This is a genomic window from Anaerosalibacter bizertensis, from assembly GCF_009696605.1.
Lineage (GTDB): Bacteria > Bacillota > Clostridia > Tissierellales > Sporanaerobacteraceae > Anaerosalibacter > Anaerosalibacter bizertensis.
On sequence record NZ_VULR01000022.1, the window covers coordinates 19,990 to 32,090 of the forward strand.

General features: G+C 32.2%; 16 protein-coding genes and 1 other annotated feature. Of the genes, 15 read left to right on the forward strand and 1 reads right to left on the reverse strand.

Annotation, left to right across the window (positions count from 1 at the left end):
* The first annotated feature begins 17 nt into the window (after nucleotides 1-17).
* From eutC to FYJ27_RS11740, 15 genes are all read left to right on the forward strand, one after another.
* Nucleotides 18-908, forward strand: a complete 891-nt coding sequence (eutC, locus tag FYJ27_RS11675; protein WP_154485001.1) for an ethanolamine ammonia-lyase subunit EutC — start codon at nucleotides 18-20, stop codon at nucleotides 906-908.
* 18 nt (nucleotides 909-926) lie between these two features.
* The gene (gene eutL, locus FYJ27_RS11680; protein ID WP_154485002.1) at nucleotides 927-1,580 is read left to right on the forward strand and encodes an ethanolamine utilization microcompartment protein EutL; all 654 of its coding nucleotides are present in this window, start codon (nucleotides 927-929) and stop codon (nucleotides 1,578-1,580) included.
* Between the two features lie 8 nt (nucleotides 1,581-1,588).
* Nucleotides 1,589-1,999, forward strand: a complete 411-nt coding sequence (locus tag FYJ27_RS12815; protein ID WP_459410825.1) for a BMC domain-containing protein — start codon at nucleotides 1,589-1,591, stop codon at nucleotides 1,997-1,999.
* 50 nt (nucleotides 2,000-2,049) lie between these two features.
* Complete coding sequence (locus tag FYJ27_RS12980) at nucleotides 2,050-2,181, forward strand: hypothetical protein (protein WP_268234927.1); 132 nt, start codon at nucleotides 2,050-2,052, stop codon at nucleotides 2,179-2,181.
* Nucleotides 2,182-2,187: 6 nt separating this feature from the next.
* Complete coding sequence (locus FYJ27_RS11690; protein WP_154485003.1) at nucleotides 2,188-3,645, forward strand: acetaldehyde dehydrogenase (acetylating); 1,458 nt, start codon at nucleotides 2,188-2,190, stop codon at nucleotides 3,643-3,645.
* Between the two features lie 16 nt (nucleotides 3,646-3,661).
* Nucleotides 3,662-3,946, forward strand: a complete 285-nt coding sequence (gene eutM / locus FYJ27_RS11695; protein ID WP_154485004.1) for an ethanolamine utilization microcompartment protein EutM — start codon at nucleotides 3,662-3,664, stop codon at nucleotides 3,944-3,946.
* Nucleotides 3,947-4,009: 63 nt separating this feature from the next.
* On the forward strand, nucleotides 4,010-4,783 hold the full coding sequence (locus FYJ27_RS11700; protein WP_154485005.1) for a cobalamin adenosyltransferase: 774 nt from the start codon (nucleotides 4,010-4,012) through the stop codon (nucleotides 4,781-4,783).
* A gap of 12 nt (nucleotides 4,784-4,795) precedes the next feature.
* Nucleotides 4,796-5,422, forward strand: a complete 627-nt coding sequence (pduL, locus tag FYJ27_RS11705) for a phosphate propanoyltransferase (RefSeq protein ID WP_154485006.1) — start codon at nucleotides 4,796-4,798, stop codon at nucleotides 5,420-5,422.
* Between the two features lie 14 nt (nucleotides 5,423-5,436).
* Nucleotides 5,437-6,258, forward strand: a complete 822-nt coding sequence (gene eutJ / locus FYJ27_RS11710) for an ethanolamine utilization protein EutJ (RefSeq protein ID WP_154485007.1) — start codon at nucleotides 5,437-5,439, stop codon at nucleotides 6,256-6,258.
* Nucleotides 6,259-6,270: 12 nt separating this feature from the next.
* Entirely contained in the window at nucleotides 6,271-6,924 is a 654-nt protein-coding gene (locus FYJ27_RS11715; RefSeq protein WP_154485008.1) for a hypothetical protein, read from the forward strand.
* 23 nt (nucleotides 6,925-6,947) lie between these two features.
* Nucleotides 6,948-7,226 (forward strand): EutN/CcmL family microcompartment protein, encoded by a 279-nt coding sequence (locus tag FYJ27_RS11720; RefSeq protein ID WP_154485009.1) that lies wholly within the window; start codon nucleotides 6,948-6,950, stop codon nucleotides 7,224-7,226.
* The gene (locus tag FYJ27_RS11725) at nucleotides 7,227-7,508 is read left to right on the forward strand and encodes a hypothetical protein (RefSeq protein ID WP_154485010.1); all 282 of its coding nucleotides are present in this window, start codon (nucleotides 7,227-7,229) and stop codon (nucleotides 7,506-7,508) included.
* Nucleotides 7,509-7,521: 13 nt separating this feature from the next.
* Complete coding sequence (gene eutM, locus FYJ27_RS11730) at nucleotides 7,522-7,800, forward strand: ethanolamine utilization microcompartment protein EutM (protein ID WP_154485011.1); 279 nt, start codon at nucleotides 7,522-7,524, stop codon at nucleotides 7,798-7,800.
* A 27-nt stretch (nucleotides 7,801-7,827) separates the two neighbouring features.
* Nucleotides 7,828-8,922, forward strand: a complete 1,095-nt coding sequence (gene eutH, locus FYJ27_RS11735; protein ID WP_154485012.1) for an ethanolamine utilization protein EutH — start codon at nucleotides 7,828-7,830, stop codon at nucleotides 8,920-8,922.
* A 40-nt stretch (nucleotides 8,923-8,962) separates the two neighbouring features.
* Nucleotides 8,963-10,117 carry a 1-propanol dehydrogenase PduQ gene (locus tag FYJ27_RS11740; RefSeq protein ID WP_154485013.1) on the forward strand — a complete coding sequence of 385 codons (1,155 nt, stop codon included), beginning with the start codon at nucleotides 8,963-8,965 and terminating at the stop codon, nucleotides 10,115-10,117.
* A gap of 49 nt (nucleotides 10,118-10,166) precedes the next feature.
* Here the strand turns inward: FYJ27_RS11740 and FYJ27_RS11745 are convergent, their stop codons facing one another.
* On the reverse strand, nucleotides 10,167-11,513 hold the full coding sequence (locus tag FYJ27_RS11745) for a sodium-dependent transporter (protein WP_154485014.1): 1,347 nt from the start codon (nucleotides 11,511-11,513) through the stop codon (nucleotides 10,167-10,169).
* Between the two features lie 121 nt (nucleotides 11,514-11,634).
* Nucleotides 11,635-11,891: a binding site (T-box leader), on the reverse strand.
* Nucleotides 11,892-12,101: the final 210 nt, after the last annotated feature.

The window sequence follows — 12,101 nt, forward strand, 5'->3', positions numbered from 1 at the left end:
AAAAGGAGGAAAGAAATATGGTTACTGAAAGAGAACTGAAGGATTTAATAGAGCAGGTTATGAGTGAAATGGGTGTTAATGAGAAAGATAATGAAAAGCAAGAAGAAGTATTAAAAGCAGTTTTAGATAAGAGTAGTATAGATGATGAGGATATATTGGACATAACTACTATAGATTTAAAGAAACAATTATTAGTTGAAGGTTCTGAGAATAGAGATGCTTATTTGAAATTGAAAGAATATACTCCAGCAAGAGTAGGAATATCAAAAGCTGGAGCAAGGTGTAAGACTCAAACGTTGTTAAGATTTAGAGCAGATCATGGTGTTGCTATGGATGCAGTGTTCACATATGTTTCAGATGATTTTTTAAAGGATTGGAATCTTTTATCAGTAAGCACTATGTGTAAAGATAAAGATGAATATTTAACGAGACCAGATTTAGGAAGAAAATTTGATGATGAAACTATAAAACTTCTTAAAGAAGAATGCGATATGAATGCTCAAGTTCAAATCTATATTTCTGATGGTCTTAGTTCTACTGCCATAGAGACTAATGCGAAGGACACTTATGATGCAATTGTTCAAGGATTAAATAGCCATGGAATAAAGGTAGGGAAACCTTTCTTTGTTAAACATGGAAGAGTACCTGCTATGGATGCTATTGGAGAAGCTTTAAATCCTGAAGTAGTAGTAGTTCTTATAGGGGAAAGACCAGGCCTTGCAACAGGAGAAAGCATGAGTTGTTATATGGCTTATAAACCAACTGTGGGAATGCCAGAGTCTAATAGAACAGTAGTATCAAATATTCATAGTGGTGGTACTCCTGCTGTAGAAGCTGGAGCTCATATAGCAGATGTAATAAAAACTATGCTTGAACAAAAAGCTAGTGGTTTAAATTTAAAACTATAAATAGTGGAGGTTTTAAATATGAGAGATGATAGATTGGTTACAAAAGTGCTAAGTGTAAAACTTATTCCAAATGTAAGTTTAGATATGGTAAAAGAATTGGAACTACCTTCAGAACATAGAAGTATAGGCATAATAACTACTGATTGTGATGATGTAGGTTATACTGCATTGGATGATGCTACCAAAAAAGCTGATGTAAAGGTAGCTTATGCAAGGTCTTTTTATGGTGGAGCAGCAAATGCTAACACTAAATTAGCTGGTGAATTTATTGGAATATTGTCAGGTCCAAATCCTGCAGAAGTAAAAAGTGGTTTAAATGCAGCAATAGATTTTATAGAGAATGAGGCCTTTTTCTATAGTGCAAATGATGATGATTCTATAGTGTATTTTGCACACTGTATATCTAGAACAGGATCTTATTTGTCAGAAGGTGCAGGAATTAAAGAAGGAGAAGCAATAGCCTATCTAATAGCACCCCCTTTAGAAGCCATGTATGCACTAGATGCTGCTTTGAAAGCTGCTGATGTAAAGATGGTAGATTTTTATGGACCGCCATCTGAAACTAACTTTGGTGGAGGATTGTTGACAGGAAGCCAATCTGCATGTAAAGCAGCATGTGATGCTTTTGCAGATGCAGTAAAGTTTGTTGCTGACAATCCTACTAAATATTAGTGGTGATAATGATGAATAAAGAAGCCTTAGGATTAATTGAAACTTATGGTTATGTAGCTGCTATTGAAGCAGCCGATGCAAGTCTTAAAGCAGCAAATGTAAACTTAAAGAAATGTGAGTTTATAAAAGGGGGACTTGTAACAATATTAATAACTGGCGATGTTAGTGCAGTAAAAGCTTCCGTTGATGCAGGAGAAGCAGCTGCAAGTAGAGTTGGAAAAGTAATATCTACAACTGTTATTGCTAGAACTGGAGAAGGCCTTGATGAAGTGTTTTATAAAGATGAAGATAAAGTTGAAGACAAAATCATAGCAGAAGAGAGTTTTGAAAAAATAGAAAAAGAAGAACCTAAAAAGGAAGAGTTTAAAGAAAAGAAAACTGAAGATAGAAAGTCTCAAGATAGTAAAAAAAAACTATAAAATTCAATGATAAAATTATTCAGTTAAATGATAAAAAACAACTGGGTGAAATGAAGGTTGTAGAGTTGAGAAAGATGGTTAGAATGCTTGAGAATTTCAATATGGATAATAACCAAATAAAATTTGCTAAAAAATATGAATTGATTGAGGCAATTATAGAATATTCAAGGAAAGAAGGTTAGGATACTATGATCAAAGATAAAGATTTAATATCTATTCAAGAAGTTAGAAATCTTGTACAAAAAGCAAAAGAAGCTCAATCAAGGTTTAGCACCTTTGATCAATATAAGATAGATAAAATAGTACAAGCTGTTTCTAAAGCAGCTTCTAAAGAAGCTGAAAATCTTGCTAAGTTTGCAAAGAGAGAAACAGGCTTTGGTAAATGGGAAGATAAAGTTGAAAAGAATAAACTTGCTAGCGACAAATTATATGAATATATAAAAGATATGAAAACCATAGGTGTATTAAATGAAGATAAGGAGAGAAAAATTGTAGAAATAGGAACTCCAGTAGGTGTAATTGCAGGTTTGATTCCATCTACTAACCCAACATCAACAGCAATATACAAGGCTCTTATTTCTCTTAAATCAGGAAATGCTATTGTATTTAGTCCTCATCCTAGCGCTATTGGATGTATATCAAAGACGGTTGAAATCTTAAATAGAGCAGCAGTGGCAAATGGTGCACCAGATGGACTAATATCTTGTATGGAACATCCAACTATAGAAGGAACAAATGAACTAATGAAACATAAAGATGTAGCTCTTATACTTGCTACAGGTGGTTCTGCAATGGTTAAGGCAGCTTATAGTTCAGGAACACCAGCATTAGGAGTAGGTCCTGGAAATGTACCAGCTTATATTGAGAGAAGTGCAGATATTAAGTTGGCCGTAAAGAGAATATTTGCAAGTAAAACTTTTGATAATGGAACTATATGCGCTTCAGAACAATCTATTGTTACAGAAAAAATAATTGAAGATAAGGTTAAGGATGAAATTGAGAGGCAAGGAGGTTATTTCCTAGAAGGAGAAAAACTGGAAAAGATAGTTGAAATAATGGAAAGACCAAATGGAGGAATGAATCCTAAAATAGTTGGAAAATCAGCCCAAGAAATTGCTGATATGGTAGGTATAGATATACCAGAAGGTACTAGAGTATTACTTTGTGAAGAAAAGGGAATTGGAAAAGAATATCCATTTTCAAAAGAGAAGTTGACTGCACTTTTAGGGTTTTATGTAGTTGAAGATTGGGAAGAAGCATGTGAATTATGTTTTAAGCTTTTAGAAAATGGAGGACTTGGTCATTCTCTTTCAATCCATTCGAAAGATGAAAATATAATAAGAGAATTTGGACTTAAAAAACCAGTATCGAGAATATTGGTGAATACACCTTCATCTCAAGGTGCAGTAGGAATAACAACTAACTTAGCTCCTTCTCTTACATTAGGATGTGGAGCTATAGGAGGAAGTGCAACTTCTGATAATATAACTCCTATGAATCTTATAAATATAAGAAGAATGGCTTACGGAGTTGAAGATGTTGATATGGAAAGTTGTGTGGAATGTGAGTCAGAAGATTTAAGAAACATTGATATAGAAGCTATAACTAAACTTGTAATGGAACAAATTCAAAAAATTAATGAATAATAAGGGAGGAATTTAAATGTCAAGTATGAATGCATTAGGAATGATAGAAACAAAAGGACTTGTAGGTTCAATAGAAGCAGCAGATGCTATGGTTAAGGCAGCAAATGTTGTTTTGGTAGGTAAAGAACATGTAGGCGGAGGATTAGTAACAGTTATGGTAAGAGGAGACGTAGGTGCAGTTAAAGCAGCTACAGATGCAGGAGCAGCTGCAGCAGAAAGGGTAGGAGAGCTTGTATCTGTTCATGTAATACCAAGACCACATAATGAAGTAGAAACTATACTTCCTAAAGTTCAAGAATAATTAAATACCAGGCCATTTCTATGGCCTGGTATCTAAACTTTACCTGTAAAAGGGAGTGAGTCAATGAGGGTTTTAACAGAAGAAGCTCTTAGAGTAGAATTTAAGAAAGATATACCAGAGAAATATATAGTAAATGAAGATCTAATTGTTACACCAGCAGCTAGGCAGTATTTAAAAGAAAAAAATGTAGAGTTTATAGTAAAAAGAGAAAATACAGAAAAAGAAGATGAATGTAAAGAAGATGAGTTTGAATTTAAAGAAATTAGAATTCCGGAAGGAAAGATAACTCCTAAATATATTTCTTATTATTCTGGAGGGGCCTTTGAACAAAAACCTGAATATATGACACATCTTTTTGGGAACAAACTTGTATATAAAGATGATCCAAGAATAATATTTAGGGGGAAATTAGATAGCTTACAATCTGAAATATTGGAACTTCAACATCTATCATATGTTAAAGATGTTGAGAAACTATCTATGGAACTTCAAGAGGTATTAGAATATGTAAGAGAAATTTTAAGATGTGAAGTTTTAAGTGAAGAATATTCTAGAGAAAAGTTGTTTGGACTTACTGAAGGAGAACTGCGAGATATGTCCCATTTTCCTAAAAAATATTTTGGTGTTGGGCATATTTTACCTCATTATAAAATGGACGAAATAATGTTGAAGCTTAATTCCTTAAGAAGTAGCTCTAGAGAAGTAGAATTGGCAGCAGTTAAAGCTTTTAAGAAGGAAAATGGAATTGAAAGAGTTGATATAATAAAAGCTTTAAATAGATTGAGTAGTGGAATATATATTCTCATGTGCAAATATAAAGCGGGAGAGTATAGGTAAAGGGGTGAGGAAATGGATGAAAAATTGATTAAAGAAATAGCAAGGAGAGTAAAAGAGACATTGAAAAATCCCAATATTATTCCTATAGAAGCTTCAGGCAGGCATATCCACCTAAGTAAAGAACATGTAGAAGTACTATTTGGAAAAGGTTATGAATTAAAAAGGAAAAAGGAATTGTCTCAACCAGGACAATATCAATGTGAAGAAAGGGTTACTTTAGTAGGTCCTAAAGGCGTAATAGAAAATGTAGCGGTCCTTGGTCCAGAAAGAGTCCGAACCCAAGTAGAAATATCTAAAACAGATGCTAGACAATTAGGGATTGATCCACCAGTGAGAGATTCTGGAGATTTAGATGGAAGCGAAACAATATATATAGCAACAAGAAAAGCTGTAATTGAAGCTAAAGAATCAGTTATCGTGGCTAAAAGACATATCCATATGAATAGTGAAGATGCCTTGAAATTAAAAGTTAAAGATAAGGACATTGTAAATGTAAGGGTTAAAAGTGATAGGCCAGTTATATTTGAAGATGTAGTTATAAGGGTTAGCGATAAATATAAACTAAGTATGCATATAGACTTTGACGAAGCCAATGCCTCAAGCTTTGAAAATGGGATGGTAGGAGAGATCATTTCATAAAGGGAGAGAAGATAATGGACTTTAATAGAGTAAATCAGCTCATAGAAAAAACAGAAAAAACTATTGATGAGGCAGTGAAATTTAATAAAAATGAAGAATTATTTGTAGGGGTTGACTTAGGAACAGCTTATATAGTCTTAGTAGTATTGAATAAAGAAAAACAGCCTATAGCATGTGAAATGAAGTTTGCTCAAGTTTTAAGAGATGGACTTGTTGTAGACTATATAGGAGCATTAAATATAGTTAGAGAGCTTAAAGAAAAGCTTGAAGAAAGATTAGAGGTTGAACTTTATAAGGCTGCTATAGCAGTACCTCCAGGAACTTCAAAAGGAGATGCTAAAACCCACAAATATGTAGTTGAAGGGGCAGGTATGGAAGTTATAAAAGTCTTAGATGAACCAACAGCTGCTAATGCAGTTCTTCAAATAGAGGATGGGGTTATTGTAGATATTGGAGGAGGAACTACAGGAATATCTATATTAAAGGATGGCAAAGTAGTGTATACAGCAGATGAAGCTACAGGAGGAACCCATTTGTCCCTTGTAATAGCAGGAAATTATAAAGTTAAATTTGAAGAAGCTGAAAAAATGAAGATGGACAAGAATAAGCAAAGAGAATTACTTCCTATAATTAGGCCTGTAATTCAAAAGGTTTCTACAATAATTAAAGAAAATATAAAGGACTATGAAATAGATGATATATATCTGGTTGGAGGAACTTGTTGTTTTGAAGGTATAGAAGAAATTATTGAAAAAGAAATAAAAATTAGGACTAGAAAGCCTTCCAATCCTTTTTTAGTTACACCACTTGGAATAGCAATGAATTGTTGTTCGTAAGGAGGCTAGTTTATGGAAAAGGACAGCTTAGTACAGAAAATAGTTAGTGAAGTATTGAAGAAGATAGAAGAAGATAAGGAAATTAAGGAAAGAAGAATTTTATTTTTAGAAGAAGAATCAGAAGAGATTAAATTAAAATATAGTTTATTTATATCTGATTGGGATGAAATTGATTTTATAGATGAGAATATAGCTCAGATAAAAAATTATGATCTAGTTATATGTCCTAAGCTATCTATTATAGATCTGGTTGATATAGCTAACGGAAGACCTAGCAGCAAAGTTTCGTCAATTATAATAGAAGCTATACTTTATGGAGTGAAAGTTACATGTATTGAAGAAGGGATAGACTATAGAAAATTTAAAAGCTTATCCAATGAAAATTTTTATTTAATGATGACTGAGTACGAGCAAAAACTTTTAAGTTTTGGAATAGAGATAGTTAAATGTAGTCAAATTAAAGAGAGTTTAAACGATATTTACGAAGAAAATAAGTTTGCATGTGAAGAACATGGCTATTTAGATAAGAAAGTAGTTACTCAATCAGATATAGAAAGACTTTATCATAATGGATATAGAAAAATATGTATAAAAAAGGATAGTTTAATCACTCCACTTGCAAAAGATTATATAAATATGAATCATCTAGAATTAAAAAAAGTTTAGCTATATGTGAAAGGGAGATATTTATGATCATTGGGAAAGTAATAGGCAATATATGGGCCACAAGAAAAGAAGAATCTTTGAATGGTTTTAAGTTTCTTGTAGTAAAGCCTATCGATTATTCTAGTGGAAAAGAAGGAAGCACAATTGTTGCTGTAGATAGTGTAGGTGCAGGGATAGGAGAAACAGTTTTAGTAGTAAAAGGTAGTTCTGCCAGAAAAGCTATAGGAAATGCAGAAACACCTATAGATGCAACGATTATAGGGATAATTGATGAGGTAGAACTAGATATAGAGGGTGATTAAATGAGTAAAATTTTAATAACTAAAAAAAATTTAGATAAATTTGTAAAAGAAGACGCAAAGAGTTTTTTAGTGGACAATACAATTATTTTATCTCCTGGAGTCAAAGATATTTTAGAGGAAAGGGGAGTTAAACTCATATACAAAAATAATATAGATAAAACTGTAGAAAAAGGAGATCTTTTTAAAAGAGTGTCTAGTATATTGAAAGAAGATTTTAATTTAGAAGATGATGAGAAAATAAACAAGATAGCTATAAAAGTATTAGAAAAGATTAAAAATTGAGGAGGAATGAAAAATGGCAGGTATGAATGCATTAGGAATGATAGAAACAAAAGGTCTTGTAGGTTCAATAGAAGCAGCAGATGCTATGGTTAAGGCGGCAAATGTTGAATTGGTAGGTAAAGAACATGTAGGCGGAGGATTAGTAACAGTTATGGTAAGAGGAGACGTAGGTGCAGTTAAAGCAGCTACAGATGCAGGAGCAGCTGCAGCAGAAAGGGTAGGAGAGCTTGTATCTGTTCATGTAATACCAAGACCACATAATGAAGTAGAAACTATACTTCCTAATAAGTAAAAAATAAATATAAGGTAGGTGGATAGTATGGGAATTAATGATATTATTGTGTATATAATGACTATATTTTTAGTTATTGGAGCTATTGATAGGATTTTGGGAAATAAATATGGCTATGGGGAGCAGTTTGAAGAAGGTATTATAGCTATGGGTTCTTTGGCTTTAGCTATGGTAGGTATAGTCTCATTGGCACCTGTATTAGCTACGATTTTAAAACCTATAGTTGTGCCGATATACACAGCTCTTGGTGCCGATCCTTCTATGTTTGCAACTACACTACTTGCACTTGATATGGGAGGGTATCCCTTAGCAATTGAACTTGCACAGAGTCAACAAGCAGGACTTTTTTCAGGGATTATACTTGGTGCGATGATGGGACCAACAATAGTATTTACAATTCCAGTAGCTCTTGGAATTATTGAGAAAGAAGACCATAAATTTTTAGCTACAGGAATACTTGCAGGTATGATTACTATACCTATAGGTTGTCTTGTAGGTGGATTGGTAGCAGGATTTGAATTATCTATGATATTGAAAAACTTAGTTCCAATAGTTATAGTGGCGTTATTGTTAGCATTAGGTTTATGGAAGAAGCCTGAGGGTATGATTAAAGGTTTTATTGTTTTTGGCAAAGGGGTAGTTGTAGTTATAACTATAGGACTTGCTGCAATTGCAATAGAAACTCTTACAGGAATAGTAATAATCCCAGGAATGGCACCGATTTCAGAAGGGATTGCTATAGTAGGAGATATAGCAATAATGCTTGCAGGAGCATTTCCAATGGTATATTTTATAACAAAAGTATTTAAAAAGCCATTATTAAAGCTTGGGAAATTATTAGGTATGGGGGATGTTGCAGCAGCAGGGCTAGTAGCTTCATTGGCTAACAATATACCTATGTTTGGTATGATGAAGGATATGGATGATAGAGGCAAAATAATTAATGTTGCTTTTGCTGTAAGTGCTTCCTTTGTCTTTGGAGATCATTTAGGATTTGTAGCCGGAGTAGAAAAGGATATGATTTTTCCTATGATTGTAGGGAAACTTGTTGGCGGTATAACAGCTATAATATTAGCCATGTTTATAGCTAACAAAACTTTAAATAAGCAGGAAAGTAATTAATGATTTCCAAATTTGTAGCTAATGTTTGGAGGTATTCAATATGAAGAAATTTAAATTAAACACTGAAATATACTATGAAATTAACTCAATAGAAAAACTTAAAGATATTAAAAGGAAAAGGGCCTATATTGTAACAGATGAGCTAATGGTAGAGCTTGGAAACATAGCAAAGATAACCTATATATTAGATGATAATAATATAGATTGGTGCCTTTTTGATAAAGTTGTTCCAGATCCTACTGTTGATGTAATAAAAAAAGGATTACACGAAATGATTGATTTTAAGCCAGATACCATAATAGCTATAGGTGGAGGTTCTTCTATTGATACGGCAAAAGGTATTCTATATTTCTATATGAAGATATTGGAAAAATTAATAGATAAAAACAGTATAAAAAAACCACTATTTATAGCAATACCTACAACTAGTGGCACTGGATCTGAAGTTACTTCTTATTCAGTAATAACAGATGGAGAAAACAATGTTAAAATTCCGATTATTAGCGATGATATGGTACCAGATATTGCAATAATTGATTGTAACTTTACAAAGACAGTTCCTCCATCAGTTACAGCAGACACAGGTCTTGATGTGTTAACCCATGCTATAGAAGCCTATGTAGCTAGAGGGGCTTCTGGTTATACAGATATATATGCAGAAAAAGCCATAAAACACGTATTTAGTTATTTGCTTAAAGCATATAGTGATGGTAATAATATAGAATCTAGAGAAAAGATGCATGATGCTTCTTGTATGGCAGGTATAGCTTTTACAAATGCAGGACTTGGAATAAATCATAGTCTTGCCCATGCCCTTGGAGCTAAATTTCATATACCTCATGGAAAAGCTAATGCAATACTGCTTCCATATATTATAGAATATAACTCAGGTATAAGTGAAGATAGAGAATTAGGGATTGCTAAAAGATATTGTGAAATATCAAAGATTTTAGGTTTTCCTAGTTCTACTACAAATGAAGGAGTATTAAGTTTAATTGAAGGTATAAAGATATTAAAAGAAAAAATGGATGTACCCAATACATTAAGTGAAATGGGCATAAAGGAAGATGATTTTAGACAAGCTATTGATGAAATAGTAGAAAAAGCTATGAATGATGCTTGTACATCATCCAATCCAAGGGATGTAAAAGAAGAAGATTTGAAGGTAATATTAAATAAAGCTTATGGAAACTAGAAAAAGGGCTGTCTCAAAATAAAGTTTTAAGACAGCCCTTTTTAATATATTAGAATTTTATAATTCCAGTGGAATAAAGCAATATAATAAATATAGCTAAAGGTGCAATATACTTTATTAGGAAATTATATATACTATAGCTTTTAGAAGCATTTACTGTTTCACCGCATATTTCATTAAAAGCATTTTTTGTACCCCAAATCCATGATATAAAGATGCAAGTAAGAATTCCTCCAATTGGTAAAAAGATATAAGATGCAATAAAATCTAAAAGCTCAAAAATAGATAGACCAAAAATTTTTACTCCACTCCAAGAACTAAAAGATAGAGAACTTGGCATAGATAATAAGAATAGAGCAAATGAAATAATTAATATAGCTTTTTTTCTTCCTAAATCAAATTCTTCAGTTAAAGCTGATACAGAAACTTCCAACAGAGAAATAGTAGAAGTAATAGCAGCAATACCTACTAATAGGAAAAATAAGGTCTCGAAAATTCCTCCAAAAGGCATTGATTGAAATACTGCCGGTAAAGTAATAAAGATAAGGGCTGGTCCAGCTGCTGGTTCAAACCCATATGCAAAAACTGCTGGAAATATTACAATACCTGCCATTATTGCTATTACAGTATCTGCAAGTATTACTTGGAAAGATAGAGATTTTAATTCTTCGCCTTTATCTATATAACTTCCATAAGTAATTATTATTCCCATACCTAAACTTAGAGAATAGAAAGCATGTCCCAATGCTTCCAATATTGCTTGGGTTGTAAGCTTAGAAAAATCAGGTTTAAAAAGAAAATCCAATCCATCTTTTGCTCCTTCTAATGTTACAGATCTAAACATTAAAGCTATTAGAGTAAATAGTAGTATAGGCATTAATATTTTACTGTATTTTTCTATCCCTTTTTGAACTCCAGAAATTACTATATAAGATGTTACAACTATAACTATAAAATTCCAAAACAATACATTAAAAGTACTACTAGAAATAGTCTCAAAATGCGCGCTTAAATTTTCTGGTGCTATATGGAGTAATTGGCCAGTTAAAGAACTAATAAAATAAGAGAAAACCCATCCAGCTATCATAAGATAGAAAGATAATATTATAAATGAAGTTAATACAGCTAATATTCCTGTATAATGCCATTTTCCTTTTGGATTGAGTTTTTTAAAAGCGCCTATTGGATTTGAATTAGTTTTTCTTCCAAGTGCAAGTTCTGACATCATCATTACTACGCCTATTAAGGCTATACATATAATATATACAAGTATAAATGCAGCTCCACCGTTTTGACCAGTGATATAAGGAAACCTCCATATGTTTCCTAAGCCAATGGCAGAGCCAGCAGCTGCAGCAAGTACTCCTAACTTTGAATTAAATGTTTCTCTTTTCATTTATACATCTCCTTTCAGATTCTTCAAAATATTCCGATTAGTATATATATTATGGTTTTATTTTATTATATTTTTAAATAATAAAATAAAAAACCTTCGTCCCTATGAATATTCACATATTCATAGGGACGAAGGTTTTTTCGTGGTACCACCCTATTTTACAGATATAAATCTGCCTATTTTCAAGTCGAAGTAAATATTTTTACTTGAACTCTAGCTATATATCGGTAGCAACCGTCCTCATCTACTAAAACCTTTAGTTTTTCAAATCGGAAGCTCAGGAGTGATATATTATATACATATCCAACACTGATTTTCACCAAACATCAGCTCTCTGAAGTTAGAAAACTGCATATATGTCTCCTTCAAAGCTTTATCAAATTAACTTTATAAATATTTAATATACATTATAACCCCAGGTTTATATTTTGTCAAGAAAATATTTTAAATTTTTTAACCTTAGTGATTTATTTATGATAATGTCTCAATATATCGTTTATGATTATGTCCTAATATCATAAAAAAATGTATAATATACTCCATAACTATAAAATGGGGTGATAAAAATAAGAAAGGTAGATTTAAATA

What these genes read in the sequence shown, in the direction of transcription:
- eutC (WP_154485001.1), top strand. Translation starts at nt 18, where the DNA reads ATGGTTACTGAAAGAGAACTGAAGGATTTAATAGAGCAGGTTATGAGT.
- eutL (WP_154485002.1), top strand. Translation starts at nt 927, where the DNA reads ATGAGAGATGATAGATTGGTTACAAAAGTGCTAAGTGTAAAACTTATT.
- FYJ27_RS12815 (WP_459410825.1), top strand. Translation starts at nt 1,589, where the DNA reads ATGATGAATAAAGAAGCCTTAGGATTAATTGAAACTTATGGTTATGTA.
- FYJ27_RS12980 (WP_268234927.1), top strand. Translation starts at nt 2,050, where the DNA reads ATGAAGGTTGTAGAGTTGAGAAAGATGGTTAGAATGCTTGAGAATTTC.
- FYJ27_RS11690 (WP_154485003.1), top strand. Translation starts at nt 2,188, where the DNA reads ATGATCAAAGATAAAGATTTAATATCTATTCAAGAAGTTAGAAATCTT.
- eutM (WP_154485004.1), top strand. Translation starts at nt 3,662, where the DNA reads ATGTCAAGTATGAATGCATTAGGAATGATAGAAACAAAAGGACTTGTA.
- FYJ27_RS11700 (WP_154485005.1), top strand. Translation starts at nt 4,010, where the DNA reads ATGAGGGTTTTAACAGAAGAAGCTCTTAGAGTAGAATTTAAGAAAGAT.
- pduL (WP_154485006.1), top strand. Translation starts at nt 4,796, where the DNA reads ATGGATGAAAAATTGATTAAAGAAATAGCAAGGAGAGTAAAAGAGACA.
- eutJ (WP_154485007.1), top strand. Translation starts at nt 5,437, where the DNA reads ATGGACTTTAATAGAGTAAATCAGCTCATAGAAAAAACAGAAAAAACT.
- FYJ27_RS11715 (WP_154485008.1), top strand. Translation starts at nt 6,271, where the DNA reads ATGGAAAAGGACAGCTTAGTACAGAAAATAGTTAGTGAAGTATTGAAG.
- FYJ27_RS11720 (WP_154485009.1), top strand. Translation starts at nt 6,948, where the DNA reads ATGATCATTGGGAAAGTAATAGGCAATATATGGGCCACAAGAAAAGAA.
- FYJ27_RS11725 (WP_154485010.1), top strand. Translation starts at nt 7,227, where the DNA reads ATGAGTAAAATTTTAATAACTAAAAAAAATTTAGATAAATTTGTAAAA.
- eutM (WP_154485011.1), top strand. Translation starts at nt 7,522, where the DNA reads ATGGCAGGTATGAATGCATTAGGAATGATAGAAACAAAAGGTCTTGTA.
- eutH (WP_154485012.1), top strand. Translation starts at nt 7,828, where the DNA reads ATGGGAATTAATGATATTATTGTGTATATAATGACTATATTTTTAGTT.
- FYJ27_RS11740 (WP_154485013.1), top strand. Translation starts at nt 8,963, where the DNA reads ATGAAGAAATTTAAATTAAACACTGAAATATACTATGAAATTAACTCA.
- FYJ27_RS11745 (WP_154485014.1), bottom strand. Translation starts at nt 11,513, where the DNA reads ATGAAAAGAGAAACATTTAATTCAAAGTTAGGAGTACTTGCTGCAGCT.